At 60.8% G+C, this 18,856-nt stretch carries 18 protein-coding genes; 17 read left to right on the top strand and 1 reads right to left on the bottom strand.

Going from position 1 to position 18,856, the window contains the following annotated elements; all coding sequences use genetic code 11:
• Positions 1-318: 318 nt before the first annotated feature.
• The gene (locus OEG84_RS11520) at positions 319-2,859 is read left to right on the top strand and encodes a hypothetical protein (protein WP_267653893.1); all 2,541 of its coding nucleotides are present in this window, start codon (positions 319-321) and stop codon (positions 2,857-2,859) included.
• Here the strand turns inward: OEG84_RS11520 and OEG84_RS11515 are convergent.
• Positions 2,819-3,802 carry an acyltransferase family protein gene (locus OEG84_RS11515; protein ID WP_267653892.1) on the bottom strand — a complete coding sequence of 328 codons (984 nt, stop codon included), beginning with the start codon at positions 3,800-3,802 and terminating at the stop codon, positions 2,819-2,821. The genes OEG84_RS11520 and OEG84_RS11515 overlap by 41 nt on opposite strands.
• 366 nt (positions 3,803-4,168) lie before the next feature.
• Between OEG84_RS11515 and OEG84_RS11510 the strand changes: the two genes are divergently transcribed.
• The 16 genes from OEG84_RS11510 to OEG84_RS11435 all read left to right on the top strand — a co-directional run bounded on the left by OEG84_RS11510 (position 4,169) and on the right by OEG84_RS11435 (position 18,852).
• The gene (locus OEG84_RS11510) at positions 4,169-5,302 is read left to right on the top strand and encodes a phage tail protein (RefSeq protein ID WP_267653891.1); all 1,134 of its coding nucleotides are present in this window, start codon (positions 4,169-4,171) and stop codon (positions 5,300-5,302) included.
• A 9-nt stretch (positions 5,303-5,311) separates the two neighbouring features.
• Positions 5,312-6,121 carry a glycoside hydrolase family 108 protein gene (locus tag OEG84_RS11505; protein WP_267653890.1) on the top strand — a complete coding sequence of 270 codons (810 nt, stop codon included), beginning with the start codon at positions 5,312-5,314 and terminating at the stop codon, positions 6,119-6,121.
• A complete protein-coding gene (locus OEG84_RS11500) occupies positions 6,118-6,387 on the top strand; it encodes a hypothetical protein (protein WP_267653889.1) in 270 nt (89 codons plus the stop codon). Before OEG84_RS11505 ends, OEG84_RS11500 begins: the two co-directional genes overlap by 4 nt.
• A gap of 246 nt (positions 6,388-6,633) precedes the next feature.
• Entirely contained in the window at positions 6,634-6,951 is a 318-nt protein-coding gene (locus OEG84_RS11495; RefSeq protein WP_267653888.1) for a hypothetical protein, read from the top strand.
• Entirely contained in the window at positions 6,951-8,579 is a 1,629-nt protein-coding gene (terL, locus tag OEG84_RS11490; RefSeq protein WP_267653887.1) for a phage terminase large subunit, read from the top strand. Before OEG84_RS11495 ends, terL begins: the two co-directional genes overlap by 1 nt.
• Positions 8,579-10,783 carry a hypothetical protein gene (locus tag OEG84_RS11485; protein ID WP_267653886.1) on the top strand — a complete coding sequence of 735 codons (2,205 nt, stop codon included), beginning with the start codon at positions 8,579-8,581 and terminating at the stop codon, positions 10,781-10,783. Before terL ends, OEG84_RS11485 begins: the two co-directional genes overlap by 1 nt.
• Positions 10,784-10,865: 82 nt before the next feature.
• Positions 10,866-11,867 carry a hypothetical protein gene (locus tag OEG84_RS11480; RefSeq protein ID WP_267653885.1) on the top strand — a complete coding sequence of 334 codons (1,002 nt, stop codon included), beginning with the start codon at positions 10,866-10,868 and terminating at the stop codon, positions 11,865-11,867.
• Between the two features lie 15 nt (positions 11,868-11,882).
• Entirely contained in the window at positions 11,883-12,965 is a 1,083-nt protein-coding gene (locus tag OEG84_RS11475; RefSeq protein ID WP_267653884.1) for a phage major capsid protein, read from the top strand.
• Positions 12,966-13,021: 56 nt separating this feature from the next.
• Positions 13,022-13,660: a hypothetical protein gene (locus tag OEG84_RS11470; RefSeq protein WP_267653883.1), complete on the top strand. Its 639-nt coding sequence runs from the start codon at positions 13,022-13,024 to the stop codon at positions 13,658-13,660.
• Positions 13,661-13,719: 59 nt separating this feature from the next.
• Positions 13,720-14,154 carry a hypothetical protein gene (locus OEG84_RS11465; protein WP_267653882.1) on the top strand — a complete coding sequence of 145 codons (435 nt, stop codon included), beginning with the start codon at positions 13,720-13,722 and terminating at the stop codon, positions 14,152-14,154.
• A 12-nt stretch (positions 14,155-14,166) separates the two neighbouring features.
• Positions 14,167-14,880, top strand: a complete 714-nt coding sequence (locus tag OEG84_RS11460) for a phage adaptor protein (protein ID WP_267653881.1) — start codon at positions 14,167-14,169, stop codon at positions 14,878-14,880.
• On the top strand, positions 14,880-16,637 hold the full coding sequence (locus OEG84_RS11455; protein WP_267653880.1) for a hypothetical protein: 1,758 nt from the start codon (positions 14,880-14,882) through the stop codon (positions 16,635-16,637). The genes OEG84_RS11460 and OEG84_RS11455 overlap by 1 nt, the downstream gene beginning before the upstream one ends.
• Positions 16,624-17,106 carry a hypothetical protein gene (locus OEG84_RS11450; protein ID WP_267653879.1) on the top strand — a complete coding sequence of 161 codons (483 nt, stop codon included), beginning with the start codon at positions 16,624-16,626 and terminating at the stop codon, positions 17,104-17,106. Before OEG84_RS11455 ends, OEG84_RS11450 begins: the two co-directional genes overlap by 14 nt.
• The gene (locus OEG84_RS11445) at positions 17,096-17,563 is read left to right on the top strand and encodes a GNAT family N-acetyltransferase (RefSeq protein ID WP_267653878.1); all 468 of its coding nucleotides are present in this window, start codon (positions 17,096-17,098) and stop codon (positions 17,561-17,563) included. The genes OEG84_RS11450 and OEG84_RS11445 overlap by 11 nt, the downstream gene beginning before the upstream one ends.
• On the top strand, positions 17,553-18,161 hold the full coding sequence (locus OEG84_RS11440; protein ID WP_267653877.1) for a hypothetical protein: 609 nt from the start codon (positions 17,553-17,555) through the stop codon (positions 18,159-18,161). Before OEG84_RS11445 ends, OEG84_RS11440 begins: the two co-directional genes overlap by 11 nt.
• A 1-nt stretch (position 18,162) precedes the next feature.
• Positions 18,163-18,852: a hypothetical protein gene (locus OEG84_RS11435; protein ID WP_267653876.1), complete on the top strand. Its 690-nt coding sequence runs from the start codon at positions 18,163-18,165 to the stop codon at positions 18,850-18,852.
• The last annotated feature ends 4 nt before the right edge of the window (positions 18,853-18,856 follow it).

Below are 18,856 nucleotides of genomic sequence, written 5' to 3'. Positions count from 1 at the left end.
CTCGCCGGAGGCGCATAGGAATTTACGCCCCAAAATCGAACCGGGACGATCTGTCCTACTCGACCGCACCGGCCCGAAACGGCCGAGCCGGGTCAATATCGGTATTCCGATGACGCACCGGGCCGAGACGGCCGCGACGCTTGACAACCTCACTCCATCCGACTTACAAATTGCCTTGTCCCTCCCAGGACTGATCGGTGATTTGGTCGTCACCTCCAGAAACCACCGCAGCGCCCACCCGCTGCGGTGGTTTTTCGTTTTGCGTTTGTAGCGTCTCGCTGGTATATGTCGTGCGACAAGCGACAAGGGGCCGACGAAATGGCAGATCCGACGAAGCCGACGATCGACTACTCCTACACAGGTTTTCAGCAGGAGCAGCAGGATAATCCGTTTCCCGGCACGCAGCTCGACAACGATCTGGCCAATCTCAAGCGAGGGATTGATGGCACGATCGACGCGCTGACCAGTGTCAGGCGCTCGGACGGGGCTGTTCAGAACAATTCGATCGGTTTCGACCAGCTTAAAGCCGAGCTGGACGGGTTCGGTTTCAACCCGCCGACCGAATGGGCGACCGAGACGAACTATATCGCACGGGATACGGTTTTTGAGGGCGCCGGCTTCTACCAGGCGCTGCTCAGCCACCGCTCCGGTGTGTTCGATGATGATCTGGCCGCCGGAAGCTGGGTTTTGGTGGCCGATTTCACGGCGGCTACCAGCGAAGCCGCAGGTTACGCTGAAGACGCTGCGGGCTCCGCTGAAGACGCTGCGGGCGCAGCTACGGCTGCCATTAGCGCGTGGATGGACGCCGAGACTACAGAAGCCGGCCGCACACTCCTTGCGGGGGCTGACGCAGCAGCACAACGCGCTTCGCTAGAACTGAAGACTGTGGCGACTTCCGGCAGTTACGACGATCTGAGCGACAAGCCGAACGCATTCCCACTGACACTTACAGCATTGAAGGCACTCGACACAACCACCATCACGTCAGCTTTTCTCATGGAGGCTGGGCGCGAGGGTCTGTTTATATGGAGGACCGGCGACTACGCTGCTCGGGTGGCGCTTGACCCGAATGAGGCTGTTTATGCCAAGGCCGACGCCATAGCGGCAACATTAGGCGCTTGGGTGCGGGTGCTTGGGCCTGCGATGTCTGTTCCGGTTACTTGGGGCGGCGCGCTTGGTGATGACGCAAACGATGACGGGGCAGTCGGTCAGGCTCTTGTCGCGCTTTGCTCTTATCTTGGTTTCGAGCTTTGGTATCCGGGCGGCAAGACTTACCGATTTGCAACGACTATATACCCGGCTGAAGGAATGCGTGTTCGGGTTGATGGTGCGATCAACATCGTATCTACGACAGTCTCCGCATTTGTCATGCAGAATGACAACACTCATCTGCACATTGACGGCAGTGTTACAGGCCCTGGCGCGACTGCCACGCAAACCGGCGTGCAGTGGCTTGGAACGTCCGCTGTGGCCGCGACGGCTCCTGTGTATGTCGAGAATGGTGCAGTCACGGGCATTGGCAAGATTTCAGGCTTCTACCAGGGTATCGAGACGCAGTTCGCAAAAAATGTGCAGATCGACATAAAGCTCATCCAGAATTGCCGGCATTCTCACGTCATAGCGTACTGCTCGGAAGACGTAGTTGTGCGCGGTTCGGTTTTGGACGGCATCATAGGCGTCGTTTTCGGAACGTCGCCCAGTCAAGAGATCAACGGCTACAACTTCACGGCGACGACAGCCAGCGGGACTAGTGACTATGTCCGGTATCCGCGCTCCAAGCGATGCGGGACCATCGGTTGCGTCATCAAGAACAACCCGACGTGGCACGGGTGGGACACACACGCCGGAGACGGCTGTTTCTCGAAAGGCGACATCTTCTGGAACTGTCGGTCAGCGGGCGTCATCACGGGGACCGGGCTCACGTCTCCCGGTCGTGGTGCTATCGACTGCACGATCTCCGGTTTCAAGATGTACAATTACCTCGATGGAACCAACACGCAGGCGACGCCGAACACGCTGCAGCAGGCCGAAGCCATCTGGATACTCGGACCGTCAGACACCTATGCGGTCAATTGCGTCGTCAGGGACGGTTCAATTTACAATCACGGGACGCCAGCGAGCGGGGCTTCGGGGGCGATCCTTGTCCTCAACGCCAAGGGCGGCGGCATATTCAACGTCACGTCCACCGACGCTTATTCCAACGCGGTCTACTGCGCAGGCAACAATATTGATTTTACGACCAAGGACGTGGTTGCCATAAACCCGCGGTCGCCGGGGTCTGGCAGCGGGGGCACCGATAACCCATGCGGGTTTCAGTGTGCCGGCGACGGCAACGAAGTTCTGTTCGAAGGATGCGTGACGCGGCGCACGGATACTTCCGTCGACACCCACGTCGCGCTGATAGGTATTGCGCTACCGAACACTGCAGACAAATCCATCCGCATCAAGGGCTGCGACTTCTCTGAGTGCCCGACGCCATACTTCACGAGCAATTACACCGGGATTTCTGGTGAGTGGGAAGAGACGTTCACGATGGCGTTGACGGGGTTTGGCTCGCCTCCATCCGGTTCAGCCAAGGCCAGGCTAGCCGAAGGGCGTGTTACGCTTACAATTCCAGCACTGTCAGATACGTCGAACACCACAGATATGACAGCCACCGGAATGCCAGCGCTGTTTGCGCCGACTGCGACTAGAAATGCCTATGGGGTAGCGCTCATCGACAACAATTTGTCGACCTTCGGTGTAGCATCAGTTGCTACAACAGGTGTCATCTCCTGGTTCAAGAACGCGGGAGCGGATGCGCTGACCGCAAGCAGCACTAAAGGTGTGTTTGCGCAGGAGATAGCCTGGAACCTGTAGCGCTGCGCAGTAGGTGAAGGGCCGGCTTTTCAAAAGCGTACCAAAGGACAATCCCCGCCGCGATCGTCAGCGCTACGGCAAAGGCGATTGCGGCAAATGGGTTGTCCAGCCCAAGGCCACGAAACAGCTTGAACGCGGCCGGCAGGGTGAAGACCTGCACAAGGTAAATCGCATAGGACGCATCGCCAAGAACCGAGCCTCCGAAGGCGCGTTTGGCGGTGACTATCAAGGCGACAAGGGCGGCGGCGGGAATGCCCCACGCGATCGCGCGGACAAACCCATCTTCCGGCGGCACGAACAGTGTTGCGGGGATGGCGCACAGAACCAGCAGCATAAGCGCAGGCCGGTAGGCTCGCAGCATTTCCGGCCTTGATTGAACCGTCCAGGCAACGGCCATCCCGAATAGAAACTCCACAGACATCGGGTAGCTCGGGACAATGACGATCAGCGCGGCCACCACGAACGGCAGTCCGTAGCGGATCGGTGCCAGCATTCCGGCGGCAAAGATCACATAGAAAATCGCTTCGTAGTTGAGCGTCCAGCCAACGCCCAGGACCGGGACCGTAAACCCATCCGGCGATGAGACCGGGATAAACAGCAGTGAACCAATCACCCATTCGGGGGTAAACGCGGCTGTGTTCCGAAACAGGAACGGGGCGAATATCCCGAGGGCAACTGCAAGCAGGGTCAGAAGCCAATACAGCGGCACGATCCGAATAGCGCGCTTGCGCAGGAAGCTTGCAGCATTGGCCTTGCTGCCGAATTGCTCGCGGTGGGCGAACATCATCACAAACCCGCTGATAGCGAAAAAGATATCGACCCCTATCTGCGGAGCATGGCGCGGGAACTCGAACGGCAGATCAGTGGCCCCATAGGCGTGCGCAAACACAACGCCGATTGCCGCAGCACCTCTCAGGCTGTGAAGGGGTTCGATCCGGTTCATTGAATCTGAGTAGTGCATATCTCGCAAGGATGCAATCGCCCCGAGCAGTCGTGGAGCACATGAGAACATCGACGCAACCGAAGCGAGCGCGAAATAATTTTCAAGCACAATCGAAAATGAAAATCACGAAGGACCAATGATGGCATGACCCAAATCGAAAACGACACGCCGAACCGTGGCTACCCGCTACCGGCGCCGACCAACTTCACGGCGTCTGATGTAAAGGTTGCGAGGTAAGCCATGGCTTTCGGTAAAAACTGGCGGCATGTGCTGCGCTACGCCTGGAGCACATGACAACCCTCGCGGTTTACACCCGCCGGTGGCTACTGTATAAACTGACGCACGACATAACTGGACACGCCCGACATGGCCGACCCGACACCCTACGTAGTCAGCTACAGCTTCTCGGGCTTCCAGGCCTCCAGCCCCGCGGCTCCTTTACCAGCGGCCAGCGTGGACAACGAGTTCACCAACATCGAGACGACACTATCCGAGACGATAGCGGCGGTTGCCGACGTTCGGCGGGCAGATGGCAATTTGAAGAACGGCAGCGTCGGCCCGGATCAGCTATCCCCGGCGCTGACGAACAACTGGAGGCCGCGCGGCGAGTGGTCAAATGACAGCGTCGAGTATTATGCCGGCGATGGCGTCTTCCACGACGGGTATTTCTACGTGTCGCGGCTGTTTCACACCTCATCCGGCGCTACAGAGCCGAGTATTGACCCGGTTACGTGGCTGGTGCAGTTCGCGCTGGCGACGGCGGTCGGCAACATGCTGGTGTCCGTCTACGATCCGAATTTCCGCGAGCTGGACGTTTTCGATACCGACAGCCACCAGGACGGCACCACCAACAAGGTCTTCACGGCGCTCGAAAAGACGAAGCTCGCCAACATGGAAGCCGGCGCCACTGCAACGCCGTATACACCCGCAGGTTCGATCCTCGCTTACGCCGGAGCCTCGGCCCCGTCCGGTTGGCTGCTTTGCTATGGCCAAGCCGTCAGCCGCACAACCTACGCAGACCTGTTCACTGCGCTGAGCACGACCTACGGGGTGGGCGACGGGTCCACCACGTTCAACCTCCCTGACCTACGTGGCCGCAGCCTCTCCGGCAAGGACAACATGGGCGGCTCGGCGGCCTCCCGTCTGACGACGGGCGGTTCCGGTGTCGACGGTGCGACGCTCGGCGCAGTCGGCGGTTCGGAGACGCACACGCTCACGACCGCGCAGCTTGCCAGCCACACCCACTCCTTTACCGGTGATGCAACAGGGGCCGGCGGTGCGCACACTCACCCGGTCGGTGGTGCGACAGACAGCGCGGGTAGCAACGCGACGCAAAGGTTCGTGTTCGGCGGCAGCGCCAACACCGACACCGTCAGCACGTCGGGGATCAGCGCGACGCACACGCACACCACCTCGGGTACGAACGCTCCGGCGGGCTCAGGAGCGGCGCACAACAACGTGCAGCCGACGCTGGTCTGCAATTACATCATCAAAACGTGAGGAAGTAAGATGGACCGCAATTTCGCCCGCGCCCTGCCTCTCGTGCTCAAGCATGAAGGCGGCTTCGTCAATAACGCCAAAGACCCCGGCGGTGCCACCAACAAAGGCGTCACGCTGGCCACCTTCCGCCGCTTCGTGAAGTCGAACGGCACGGTTGAAGATCTCAAGAGCATAACGGACGCTCAAGTCTCAACCGTCTACTACCGAGGCTATTGGGCCGCCGTTCAGGCGCACGCGCTACCCGCGGGCGTCGACTACGCAGTGTTCGACTTTGCGGTAAACAGCGGCCCAACCCGCGCGGCGAAGTACCTTCAACAGGTTGTCGGCGTGAAGGTTGACGGGCGGATCGGTCCGTTGACAGTGGCCGCCGTCGAGCGGCATGGGGTCGGCACCGTCATAGAAGATCTGTGCAATGCGCGGTTGGGTTTCCTGAAACGCGCCAAGAACCGGAAGACCGGCGCGCTGCTGTGGCCGACCTTCGGCAAGGGCTGGTCGCGGCGCGTGATCGAAGTGCGTAGTGCGGCGTGCGGGATGATCGGCGACCCGGCGGATATACAGGTCGTCCCGGTCGAGATCGAGGTTGAGAAACACGTTGTTCCCGACAGCGTCGAGCACCAAGTCAAGCGGAAAACAAATCTGTGGAGCTGGATCACCGGCATCTTCGGCACTGGTGGCGTCGGCCTTGGCGCACTTCTCGGCGCGGACTGGCAAGCTATTCTGGCGTTCGGGGGGTTGATGCTCGGCGGGCTGATCGTGATCCTGTTGCTGCGCCGGCAGATCGTCGCCGCCGTCAAGGACATTCAGGAGAGCTTCGCGTGAGCGCGCTTCTCGCTAGGCTGATACCGGGCTTCAACTGGCTGACGATTGGCGTCGGGGTGGTTGCCGGCGCGCTGCTCGCGGCGCTGCCGGTTTATACGATGGGCCGGATTGACGGCAAAGCGCTCTCCGAGCTGAAGCCGCTCAAGCAAGTCATTCAGGACATCCGAGACAGGAACACCGACGATGCGGAAACTCAGCGCCTTTCTGATTTTGATGTGTGCGTGCGTGACTTTGGCCGGGTGCCCGAGTGCGACGCTCTCAAATAGCTGCGCCCCGTTCGTGAAGAACAATCTGTCAGCGGCTGGTGGCGCGGCGCTGATCAGCGTGGACCGATCCGGGTACGACCGCGTGAGCGGCAACGACCGGGCAGGGGCGCGCAAGGGCTGCTGGAAATAACCGACGGGCCGACCCGAGCTGCGAACTTGGGCCGACCCTGACCACACCAACCTGAACAGAGGTCGATATGGGTTCTAACCAGATACGGATTAAACATGGACCGGACAAGACAGCCCGTGGCAGATAAACCAACAATCTTGCAGCTCATCGTCGATCTTCGCGAGCAGCTTGTGCTGCTCGGTTTCTCGGGTGTGTCCGGCGCGTGCATACGCGCAGTGATGGCCCCGGAAGGCGAGATCAAGCGACGGGTGATGCAGGGAGTGGCCGGGGCTTTCTCGGCTATCTTCCTCGGCGGTCTGCTCGCCACGGTGTTCGATAACACGTTTGGCGGCGGTCCTTACGCCTACCTGGCCTTCGGCTTCATCATGGGATCTGGCGGCGAAACCGCGGCCAAGGTGGCACAGGACAAGCTGCTGGGCAGCAAGAAATACTGATGCCACGCCCGAACGAGATCAACCCGAAGACAGGCAAGCGTTACAACTTCGTTGATCCGGAGAAGCAACTCGCGGCGATGAAGTCGCAGCTCAAAGCCGCCAAGCGGCTGGAAGCGGCTCTGAAAGCCCGCGACAGTTTGCTCGAATACACCAAGTTCACGATGCCCGATCCGCTCAACATGAACGACTTCACCAAGTCGCGCTACGAGCCGGAGTTGTTCCACGAAGCGGTCGCCAGCGACTTGACGAAGCTCATCGACGGCACGCTCGGGACCGACCAGATCATCTTCTGCATGCCGCCGCGGCACGGCAAAACGCAGCTCTCTACCAAGAGCATAACGGCGTGGGTGAGCGGGAAGTATCCAGAATGGGATATCGGCGTTGCGTCCTACTCCGACACCATGGCCAATGATATGGGCGCGGACACCCGGGCTATCCTGCAGTCGGCGCAGCACAAGACCGTATTCCCTGATTACAAGCTGCGGCGCGGCGGTAACGCCAAGGACAACATTCAGACCGATAAAGGCGGGCGCCTGGTCTTCGTTGGCCGCGGCGGGGCGCTGACCGGGCGCGGTATGAACCTCGGCATCGGGGATGACCTCTTCAAGGATCACGAGGAAGCCCGCTCGCAGACGATCAGGGACGCAGCCTGGAACTGGTTCACGAAAGTATTCATGACGCGGCGCATGGGGCGCAAGATCGTTATTCTGACCATGACGCGGTGGCACTCTGACGACATCATCGGGCGCCTGACAGACCCGGAAAATCCCTGCTACAACGCTATCGAAGCGAAGAAGTGGAAGATCATCCGTCTGCCGGCGATAGCCGAAGAAGACGACCCGCTCGGGCGTAAGGAGGGTGAGGCACTGTGGCCGGCCCGCTACGATCTCGACTTCCTGCAGTCACAGCAACGGCTCGATCCGCTCGGCTTCGCCGCGCTTTACCAGCAGCGCCCGACAGTGGCCGACGGCATCCTGTTCCGGCGCGAGACGTTACAATATTACACTCCTGCCGATCTGCCGGACGATCTGCGTTTCTATTGCGCGTCCGACCACGCGGTAGGGACCAAGCAGCGTAACGACCCGTCATGCTTCATCAAGGTCGGCGTCGACCGGCAGGACAACATCTATCTGATCGACTGTATCTGGCGCCGGATGGCGTCGGACGCCGCGGTCGAGGCGATGCTGGCGATGGGCAGCGGCAACATGAAGCCGCTACTGTGGTGGGCTGAACGTGGCCATATATCGAAGTCCATCGGCCCGTTTCTCTACAAGCGCATGCAGGAGACCGGCAAATACATCAACATCGTCGAGGTGACGCCGGCTGTCGACAAGGAGCAGCGTGCGCAGTCAATCGCCGCTCGCGTCGCCATGGGCAAGGTGTATTTCCCGAAAGTGTCCTGGTGGACTGAAAAGGCCGTCGACGAGATGCTGGCGTTTCCGAACGGAACGCGAGATGACTTTGTCGATGCTCTCGCGTATATTGGCCTCGGCTTGGGCAGCCAGTTTGGCCCCTCAAGCGGTAAATCGGGGCGGGCGGCGCCGAAAGAAGGCACCTTCGCCTGGGTCAAACGTAATGAAGAATGGCACGCGGCGCGTAAACGCGCGGCTTCGAACGGCGGTTTTTGATGGCTCTCGAACTTGACAACGAACTACAAACCGACAGCGAGGCTCCAGTAGCCGGGGGTGAAGTTGCCGCCGAGCCGAAGATTGCGGAGACCGAGCTGGCGCTGGTCCGGTCGATCCAGAAGCGCATCAAGGTTGACAAGGACCATCACGGCCCGGCGTTCACGCAGATGCGTGCGGATATGTACATGGCCCGGAACGGTTGCGCCAAGGACTACCCGTCAGAGCACTACAGGGCGAACCTTGCCGGCAGGCATGTGAAGCAGAAGACTTCGGCGCTCTACGCCAAGAACCCGAAGGCCACGGCGAGGCGGCGCGAGACGCTGGACTTCGCGGTGTGGGACGAAAACCCGCAGACATTGCAGACATCGATGCAGGCGCTGATGCAGGGCCAGCAGCTCCTTGGCTCGCTCCCGGTACACCCGGACACCGGGCAGCCGGTGGTCGACGAGAGCAACCCCGAGATCCAGCAGGCGCTGCAGGCATTCGAACAGGCGCAAGCCGTGGTCGAGGATTTCAAGCAGGGTATGGAGCGCCGCACCTTCATTCAGAAGATCGGCAAGACGCTCGAAATTCTCTATTCGCAGGCGCTGCGCGAGCAGTCGCCGCTCGATTTCAAGACCGCCATGAAGCAGCTTGTGCGCCGCGCCTGCACGACCGGCGTCGGCTACATCGAGATCGGCTTCCAGCGTGAATACGGACCACGCCCCGGCGTGACCGAACACATGGCCGATTTTCAGGCCCGGCTCGCGCACCTCAAGGCCTTGACCGAGCGCGTCACAGACGAGGATGAGCCGATCGATCCCGATGACCCGGAGATCGCCGAACTCGAAAAAGCATTGGCTGCGCTGCAAGCCGAAGAAGAAATCATCACCCGAGAGGGGCTGAGCCTAGATTACCCGCAGTCGACGCACGTTATCCCTGACAAGCTTTGCCAGTCGCTGGTGGGCTTCATCGGCTCTCGTCATCTCACGGTTGAATACATGTACACCCGCGACCAGGTCGAAGAGGTGTTCGGCGTCGATCTCGGCGACAACTTCACAGGCTACGGGCGGGACGGGAAAAACCCGGTCGATGTCGACACCAGCACCGCGGCCTTCACCGACGACGCCCGCGAGCTGAGCGACATGGCCACCTTCTCGCCGAAAAAGGATGGTGATCTGGTCTGCGTGTGGAAGCACTACGACAAGGTGTCGGGGCTCGTCTATTATGCGGCCGACGGCTACAGCAAGTTTCTGCGCGAGCCCGCCGGCCCTGACGTTTTCGTCGAGACATTCTGGCCTGTTTATGCCTTGACGTTCAACGAAGTCGAGGACGAAGCCACGCTGTTCCCCCCGTCCGATGTCTATCTGATGAAGGATCAGCAGCACAATTACAATCTCAGCCGTCAAGGCATGAAAGAGCACCGGAAGGCTGCGCGCCCACGGTGGACGTTCGCAAACGGGGCGATGGAGCAGCCGGACGCAGATCGGCTCGCTGGCGCGGCCCCTTTCACTGCGACCGGCATAAATTTGCCGCCCGGCACGAAGCTTGGCGATGTGCTTGACGTTATCCCGGTTCCCGGTGTCGACCCGAACCTCTACGAAACCGGTCAGCTTTTTACCGATATCCAGATGGTGGTCGGCTCGTCGGAAGCTCAATTCGGCGGCACGGCGCAAGCCACCGCCACGGAAAGCGCGATTGCAGCCAATTCGTCGGCTGCGTCTGACGGGTCGAGCGTCGACGATCTCGACAGCTTCCTGACCGTTGTGGCGCGAGCGTCCGGGCAGGTGTTGCTGCGCGAGATGTCGGAAGAGAAGGTCAAGGAGATCGTCGGCGTCGGCGCGGTGTGGCCGCATCAGACGCTCTCGCAGATCGCCGACGAGTTGTTTCTCGAAGTCGAAGCCGGATCGACCGGCAAACCCAACCAGGCGATCGAGATCAACAACTGGAACAAGATGCTGCCGTTCCTGCTGCAGATGCCGAACATCGACCCGTCATGGCTCGCCCGCGAAAGCTTGCGCCGCCTCGGCGATCGAATGGATCTCACCGAAGCGCTCACCGCCGGCATGCCGTCGATCCTGGCGCAGAACGGTCTGGCGCAGGCCTCAACCGGAGATCCGGCCAGCGATCCGAACGCGCAAGGGGCCGCCGGAGAGCAGAACGCACCAACCGAGAGCGGGGAGCAACAGGGCAGCACCGCAGCCTTCGGCTCGAACCAGGTGTAGCATTTGTCAATAGTCAAGCACGCAGCTTGCAGACAAAACCGACACAGTGTAATAAGGTAACAACCGAAAACAGGAGCCAGTTTTGACAACTGAACTCGAAAACGAACTCGAAGAGGCCGTTCCGGCAGCTTCGGAAACGGACGAAGCGGATGCCACACCGGCCGAACAATCCGCAGATGCGGAGCCGTCCACCGCAGAAGACGTAAGCAAACCCGAAGAAACGACCCTCTCCGTTGTCCGCGATGTCGTGGGCAAGAGGGAAGATGACGCGGCGGCCTCGTCAGCCAGCGAAGAGGAAACCGGTCAAGCTGCCGGTGAAGAAGCAACCCAGGAAGAACCGGACGCCGAAGACTACTCGGACGTGCCGTTTAACAAGCACCCTCGCTTCCAGGCGCTCCTGACTGAACGGGCCGCCCTGAAGCTTGACGCTGACCGCTACAAGAACGTCGAAACCTTCATCTCCGAGAACAATCTCAACGGTGATGAAGCGGCTGACATTCTGCGGATCGGCGGGCTGATGAAGACCGACCCGGCGAAAGCATGGGCCGAGATGAAGCCGATGGTGCAGAAGGTTCTGATTGCAGCGGGTGAAGTGCTGCCGGAAGACCTGACAAAGCGGGTGCAGGACGGCGAAATGAGCCGCGAAGCAGCCATGGAAGTCAGTCGCCTCCGCGCAGCGCAGCAGTCGACGCAGGCCAGGACGCAGTGGGAAAGCCAGCGCAACGAACAGCGCCAGCAGACCGATGCGGTAACAGCCATTCAGTCAACCGTCTCTTCGTGGGAAGCCGAACGCCAGGCTCGTGACCCGAACTTCTCCGCAAAGCTGCCCGCTCTTCAGAAGGAGATCGCGTGGCTTCAGGTTAGCGAAGGGAAGCCCAAGACCGCAGACGCGGTCAAGGCACAGCTCCAGAAAGCGTATGACGCGGTCTCGGCCAGTTACACGCCTCCGGCGGTTATTCCTGCTCAGCGTCAGAAGCCAGCGGTACGCCCTGTTGTCGGCGGGCAAGTCAACGGAAACACCCGGCCCAAAATCGAAAATACGCATGACGCGATCAATGCTGTCATCGCGCGAAGGGCCGGTTGATCGAGGATCACCGTAATGGCATTTACTGCTGACGAAATCGCAGACATCAACAACATGGCGCTTGAGACGAACCTGAACAAGGGGACGATCTTCAAGCAGGACGTTGCAAACAAGCCGATGCTGGCAGCTTTTCAGGCGTCGGCTGGCCAGTTCCCGGGCGGCAAGGAAAACGTCTCCTTCCTGGTCGGTTCCGGCTACGGCGGCGGCACTCTCTCCGGTTACACCGGGGATGACCAGCTCAGCCACTACAACCCGACCGGGTCGGTTCGCTTCCGCATGCCGTGGAAGGAACACTATCTCGGTATGCAGGTCACTATGACCGAGTTGAAGAACGACGGTATTGATGTCGTCGAAAGCGGCTCGGATCAGCGCACCCGCGAAATGAGTGGCCGTGAGGTTCAGGCTCTCGCCAATATTCTTGACGAGAAGCACGAGCGCATGGGCGCCGACTACAACTTCTCGCTCGATCGCCTCGTCCACGGCGACGGGTCCAGCGACGTGAAAGCACTCGCCGGCATCCAGGCCTTCATTCTTGACAATCCTTTCATCGGGTCGACAGGCGGCATCAGCCGTGTGGCGAACACCTGGTGGCGGAACGACGCCATGACAGCATCCGCGAACGGCTCCGGTGGCCTCAACAAGATCACCTCGTCAAAGGACAATGGCGGCGCGCTCATCGCAGCTTTGGATATCGCCGCCCGGCGCCGCTCGAAGTTCGCAACCGGGCAGACCAAGACCCGGTACTTCGCCGGCTCGGAGTTCATCGACGCCTACAAATCCGAGTTGCGCGCCAACGGCTCGTACACTCAGACTGGTTGGCGTGGTGCCTCGCCCGACGGCTCCATGGGCAACCCGAGCCACGGCGGTCTCAACCTCGAATGGGATCCGACGATGGACGACACGTCGCGCAGCAAGTTCTGCTACGCCATCGATATGGGCAAGCGCGGTCTGCGCCTGATGTACATGGATGGCCAGAAGTACAAGAAGCACAACCCGGCCCGTCCGTATGACCGCATGGTCATGTACAACGGCGTCTCCATGACAGGCCTGATGGTTGCGCGTCAGCTCAACACTTCCGGCGTCTACGAGATCAACTGATCGCAGCAGGGCGGGGCTTCGGCCCCGTTTCTCGCAACCCTTTCATGGAGAATAAAATGTCCTCTCTCGGTTACACTGTCCACACTCTCGCCACCGCAGTTGCGGATGACGGCACTGTGGCAATCGCCTACCCGACCGGCGCTACGCAGGCTTCTCTTGCCGGCTCGGCCGGCGGCGATCTCACCGTCAATGACGGCGCTTTCGGTAGCTACGAACAGGATGGCAGCGGCTTCTCGGCAAGCTTCGGCGCATCGAACATCACCATCACCAACCTGTCCGGTGTGACATGGCCAGCCGGCGCGGTGATCAACGTCTCGTTCGGCGATACGCCACGGCTCGGCTCCTACAACCTGACGATCGGCGGCGACGCCGGGCAGGCGTCAGAAGGCAAGCTGATCAGCCAGGAGCTGACGGCTTCCGGCGCAGTCAATCCCGGCACCCAGTTGGTCGAGCTGAACCACGCCTCGACCATCATCGAAGCGACCTACACCGTGATCCCGAATACGACCTTGATCATCAAGGATACGTCGGCAACCGGCACCGCCGCACACAAGATCACGGTATCGGGCGGCACGCTGAACGGCTCCGCAACCGTTGCCACGTTCAATCTTCGTGACGAGATGCTGGTGGTCGCGTTCGACAGTGCAGGGCGGGGGCAGGTTATCGCCAACGTCGGGTCTGTCGTCCTCTCGTAAGCCAAGATGGAGGCGGGGCTTCGGCCCCGTTTCTTCGACCAGATCATCAGGAGAAACCCATGCAAACTGCAAACATCATGCTCGCGCTCGGCGGTGACAGCGGGACCACTGTCCCGAAGTATGCCGTCACGGCTTCCGAGATCGCCGTTCTTCGCGCAATCCACGGCCTTGATGCCGTGACCGAAGTCGAACCGACAGCGGACCGAGAAATCAACAACCGCGAAGAGATCGCCCGGCTGCGCAACCTCTACGGCCACGCCAAGACGCAAGACGAAAGTGGCAACAATGTCTCGATCGTCGCGCAGATATTCCCCGGCGCCGCAGCCCGTGCCTTCCGCGACCTGGAAGAGCTGGAAATCCCGGCGCAGTATTTCAAGGCTGAGAAGCGCGTGACGCCCAAGCCCACAAAGCCCGCCGCGAAGAAGGCCAAAAAATCCGAAGAGCCCGGCGAAGAGGCGGCTGTTCCCGACGACAACGCCCTGTTCGACGACTAAGGAACAAGCTCTATGGCCCGCCGCGTCACTCTCGTAAAACTGCTGGATCTGCTGCGGGCCGAAGCGCGCCTGTCGATCAACCCCGCGCATAACGCACAGGCTCGATCTTCACAGGTGCAGTTGCTCCAGCGGCTGCAAGACTTCTATTGGGAAGATTTTGCATGGCCGCATCTTCGGGTGAAGCGGCAGGTTCCGGCGCAGATCGGGCAGCGGTATTACGATCTGCCCGCCGATCTGCCGATTGACCGGGTAGAGGGCGTCGAGGTCTTCACCAACGGCGCGTGGATACCACTCGATCCGGGCATCAGCTCCGTGCATTACAGCGCGCACAATTCAGATCTGGACGAGCGGAGCTGGCCGCCGCGGCGTTGGCAGATCAATGAAGATGAGGACATCGAGATATGGCCGGTGCCGGATCAGAACGGCGACGCCACGACACTCGAAGGCTATATCCGTTTTACCGGCATCCGGGCGTTGCGTCCGCTCGTTGATGACGCAGACCGCGCCGATCTGGATAGCCAGATGCTGTCGCTGTTCGCCGCAGCCGAGTTACTTGCAGCGTCGGGCGGGAAGGACGCGCAGGTCAAGCTCGACCGCGCGAACGCCCGCTACCTGAAGCTAAAGTCGGATCTCACGCCGCGCCGCACAATCAACATGTTCGGCGTTGGCGAGCAGCCGACGAAGCGACGGATGGCGATTACAAGCTACCGCGTTGCAGGTAGCTGATGGGTACGGTCTGGATCAAGGAATTTCGTGGCGGGCTGGACAGCCGGCGCATGGTCGAAACCGCCAGCGCCGGAGTGCTGATCGAGGGTCTGAACGGCCACATCACGCGCGGCGGCGAGTTCGAAAGCCGAGCGGCATTCGTCAAGGAATACGAGCTGCCGGAAGGCACGGTCGGGATGGGCTACACCCGGACCGGCATTGTCGTTTTCGGCAGTGTGGACGAGCCTGACGGCATACCGGACGGCATAACCTACCAGAAGCTCACGCCGCCCGGCGACGCGGTGCTGCTCGACGTTCCCAGCTTCGATCTTTATTCCGGCAAAATCTACGCGGTGGGCGTTTTCAGCGACGGCTCCCGGCTCCACTTTTACGACGGGGTTCAGGTCGAGGACTGGGCCGACGGTCGCGCCCGCGCCTCTTTCACGATCACGGGCGGCACGTCATCAGGCACGGCCTCTACAATCACCAGCATAACGGCCAACGGCGTCGAGATTTTGGGCTCCACCGTGACGTGGGATACCAGCCACGAGGTCACGGCGGCGGCGGTTGCCGCGCAGATCAACCTGACTAGCAGCACGCCGGAATACACCGCCGTCTCATCAGGCGCCACGGTCGTCATCCTTTACGCGACTTCGGGCACTACGATCAACGACGCACCGGTCCTTATGACCCTTGCAGACGGGTTTGCGGTGGCGCCATCGTCCGGGCTGGTGATGGCTGGCGGTGCTGACAGCGGGGATGGTTTCACGCCGGGCGGCTTCGTTCGCACGATCCGCTCGAAGATGTATTCGACTTCCGGGCCGAACATGCACTTCTCCGGCATTCAGGCACCGACGCAGTGGACCACGGAAGCGGCCGGCGCAGGCTTCGTCGACCTGTCCAGCTACTCTTCGGGTGCGGAAGAGCTGAAAGCGCTCGCCTCATATCAGGGGCAGGTGGCCGTATTCGCGGAAACCGGCATTCAGGTTTGGTACGTGGACCCCGATCCGTTGCTGAACCGGCAGACGCAGGAACTCGGCAACACCGGGACGGTGGCGGCGAACAGCGTCACACAGTTTGGTGATAACGATCTGTTCTATCTCGACACCAGCGGGTGCCGGTCGCTTCGCGCTCGCGATGCTTCGAACGCCGCTTCGACGACAGATATCGGCAGCGCGATCGACACGCTGATTTCGGCCAAGGTATCCGCCTTGAGCGCCGCAGAGCTTGAACAGGTCTCCGGCCTGATCGCGCCCGGCGATAGTCGTTTCTGGCTGGTCATGAAAGATGTCATCTACGTCTTCACATATTTCCCTTCGGCGAAAGTGAGCGCATGGACGCAATACAGCACGGTCGACGACAGCGGCGAAGCGTTCACCGCGGAGCAGGCTCTAGCCTACGGGCGGAAGGTCTATATCCGCGGCGGGAACTCGATCTACGTCTACGGCGGCCTTGGTTCGGGCACCACATACGACAGCACCGAAGCCGTGGCCCGAACGCCTTATCTCGATGCCGACTGGCCGACGCGAAAGAAGGGGTTCCAGGGCATCGACGCCGCGCTGCGCGGTCAGTGGTCTGTCTACGCCGGTCACGAGCCGGAAGACACCAACGCCAAGGACAAGATCGCGGTGCTTGACCACACCACGTTCACGCAGCAGCGCATCTCCTACAACCACTCCGCAACGCACATCAGCCTGACGTTTAAATCCAAAGGCGTAGGCCCGCACAAACTGGGTGCCTGCGTAATCCACCATGATCTCGACGATGCTGAAGATTGAGGCTCCCGCAGAAGCTGACGTTCGGTATGTGGCCGACCGCATGCGCGATGACGACGTGCGCGAGTTCATGTCCGTCTCGTTTGCCGAGCGCAAGATCGATCTGGTTGACGACATCGTGCGCCGCTTCGGTCTGCACCCCGGCGCAATCGGGTTCTACCTCGATGACGAACCGGTCGGCATCGGCGGGTTGATCGAAGGCAGGCCGCATGTCGGAACGCTACTTTTCTTCGCCACTGACAAGTTCGCATCAGTAGCGCTCGGCATCGCCAAGTTTACCCGGCAGCGGCTGTTTCCTCGCTACCGTGAAGCGGGCATGCACCGGATCGAAGCTATCTCGATCGACGGCCACGCCAGCGCGCACCGGTGGATCAAGATGATTGGGCTGAAACACGAAGCAGCACTTCGCGGCTTCGGTAAGGGCGGCGAGACCTATCATCAGTTTGCATGGGTGGCCGACGATGTTCATTAGGCTGGCGCTCAAGGAAGACGTATCAAGCATCGTTGATATGGCGAGAGCGAACTGCGATGAGACATGCGCGGACGAGGACTTCGACGCCGGCATGGTGCATGCCACTTTCGCCCGGTATCTGGAGACAGCAAACCCGACCTTCTTCGTGGTCGAAGACCACCGCCAGGTGATCGGGTTCTTGCAGTGCTACATGTTCGGGTATGACTACCGGGCTGGACTTTATACGGTCCAGAAGGTACTTTACGTGAAGCCGGAAAAACGCGGAACTCGGGCAGCCGTCCTTCTCATCAAGCATCTCATCCAGTGGAGCCAGCAACTTGGCGCGGACCGGATCGAAGGTGGTAATGATAATTCTTTCCAATCAGAGCGCACAGCCAAATTTCTGAGCCACTTCGGTTTCGAGACGGTTGGCTTCGCGATGCGGAAGAAGCTGGAAGAGCAGAGCCATGGGCGGTAAGAGCGGCGGCAACGAAGCGGCACTGGCCCGCGCAGACGAGCAGGCCCGGCAGGAGAAGATCCGCGAGGGTACGACGCGCGTCAATGATATCTTCGGCCAGAACTTCAACGACGATTTCTTTAAGGGTCGCCGGGACGCTTTTCTCGACTACAACACGCCGCAGCTTGAGAACCAGTACAACGACGCACAGAAGCAACTGACCTTCTCGCTGGCGCGTGGCGGCAATCTCAACAGCTCGGCCCGTGGTGAACAGCTCGGCAAGCTGCAGACGCTCTACGATACGAACAAGCAGTCAATCGCCGATCAGGCCTTGCAGCAGGAGAACCAGGCGCGCACCGCGGTTGAGGACGCCCGCTCCAATCTGGTCACGACGCTGAACGCGACCGGTGACGCAGAAGGAGCAGCAAACTCGGCGCTCACGCGCGCATCGGCGCTTTCGCAGCCCGGCACCTACAGCCCGCTCGGCCAGTTGTTCGTTGACTTCACCAGCGGGCTCGGCACGCAGGCGGCGGCTGAACGGTCTTATGCCGCGGGCGGCCCAAAACCGACTTACAACACCGGCCTCTTCGGCGGCGGTAAAGTCGTGACAAGGAGCTGACATGTGCGATCCGATCACCATCGCGGGCATTGCGCTCACCGCCGGCTCCGCGATCGCGAACACGATCGCACAAAGCAAGGTGCAGAAGGCCCGCGACAGCGCGCTTGCTGCCGAGCGCGTCCGGCAGAACACACTCGATCAGGAAGCTGCGGCTCTGAACGCCGCCTCACAGGATCGCTACCAGGACTTCGGCGCGCAGCAGGACGAGCGGGCTTCCGAGCTTGGCCAGTATTTCACAGACCAGAAGATCGAGAACGCATCGGGCAACGCAGCCGCCGCAGCAGAGCAAGCCACGCCGCAGTCCGGATCGGATATCGTGGTGCGTGAAGAAGCCAAGCAGCGCGGGAAAGCCGACGCATTCGCCAAAGGCCAAGGAGAAGCACTCGGCAATCTCCGGTCCTTCGGGGATCTCCTTGGTGGCATCGGCCGTGAACAGGCGCGCGACGCCGGGCGGATTGGCCAGATCGGCGGCTTCAAGCGCGGGTCGTCGAACATCGTTCCGCTCGAACTGGATGAAGCCAACTCGGCTGGCGACGGCATGAAACTGTTCGCGGACGTGCTCGGCCTCGGTGGCAGCCTGGCAACGAGCAAAGGTCTCGGCGGCGGCACCAAATCCGTGGACCCGTGGAAGGGTCTGCGGGCAGTAGGTACTAAACCGGCATCGTCCGGCCTTCTTTCTCTCTACGGGTGACACC

The sequence above is a fragment of the Hoeflea algicola genome (assembly GCF_026619415.1).
In the GTDB taxonomy this organism is placed as follows: domain Bacteria; phylum Pseudomonadota; class Alphaproteobacteria; order Rhizobiales; family Rhizobiaceae; genus Hoeflea; species Hoeflea algicola.
This window is presented reverse-complemented; position numbering and strand designations above follow the sequence as displayed.

Coding starts and splice junctions, on each gene's coding strand:
- OEG84_RS11520 (WP_267653893.1), top strand. CDS start 319: ATGGCAGATCCGACGAAGCCGACGATCGACTACTCCTACACAGGTTTT.
- OEG84_RS11515 (WP_267653892.1), bottom strand. CDS start 3,802: ATGAACCGGATCGAACCCCTTCACAGCCTGAGAGGTGCTGCGGCAATC.
- OEG84_RS11510 (WP_267653891.1), top strand. CDS start 4,169: ATGGCCGACCCGACACCCTACGTAGTCAGCTACAGCTTCTCGGGCTTC.
- OEG84_RS11505 (WP_267653890.1), top strand. CDS start 5,312: ATGGACCGCAATTTCGCCCGCGCCCTGCCTCTCGTGCTCAAGCATGAA.
- terL (WP_267653887.1), top strand. CDS start 6,951: ATGCCACGCCCGAACGAGATCAACCCGAAGACAGGCAAGCGTTACAAC.
- OEG84_RS11485 (WP_267653886.1), top strand. CDS start 8,579: ATGGCTCTCGAACTTGACAACGAACTACAAACCGACAGCGAGGCTCCA.
- OEG84_RS11475 (WP_267653884.1), top strand. CDS start 11,883: ATGGCATTTACTGCTGACGAAATCGCAGACATCAACAACATGGCGCTT.
- OEG84_RS11470 (WP_267653883.1), top strand. CDS start 13,022: ATGTCCTCTCTCGGTTACACTGTCCACACTCTCGCCACCGCAGTTGCG.
- OEG84_RS11465 (WP_267653882.1), top strand. CDS start 13,720: ATGCAAACTGCAAACATCATGCTCGCGCTCGGCGGTGACAGCGGGACC.
- OEG84_RS11460 (WP_267653881.1), top strand. CDS start 14,167: ATGGCCCGCCGCGTCACTCTCGTAAAACTGCTGGATCTGCTGCGGGCC.
- OEG84_RS11455 (WP_267653880.1), top strand. CDS start 14,880: ATGGGTACGGTCTGGATCAAGGAATTTCGTGGCGGGCTGGACAGCCGG.
- OEG84_RS11450 (WP_267653879.1), top strand. CDS start 16,624: ATGCTGAAGATTGAGGCTCCCGCAGAAGCTGACGTTCGGTATGTGGCC.
- OEG84_RS11445 (WP_267653878.1), top strand. CDS start 17,096: ATGTTCATTAGGCTGGCGCTCAAGGAAGACGTATCAAGCATCGTTGAT.
- OEG84_RS11440 (WP_267653877.1), top strand. CDS start 17,553: ATGGGCGGTAAGAGCGGCGGCAACGAAGCGGCACTGGCCCGCGCAGAC.
- OEG84_RS11435 (WP_267653876.1), top strand. CDS start 18,163: ATGTGCGATCCGATCACCATCGCGGGCATTGCGCTCACCGCCGGCTCC.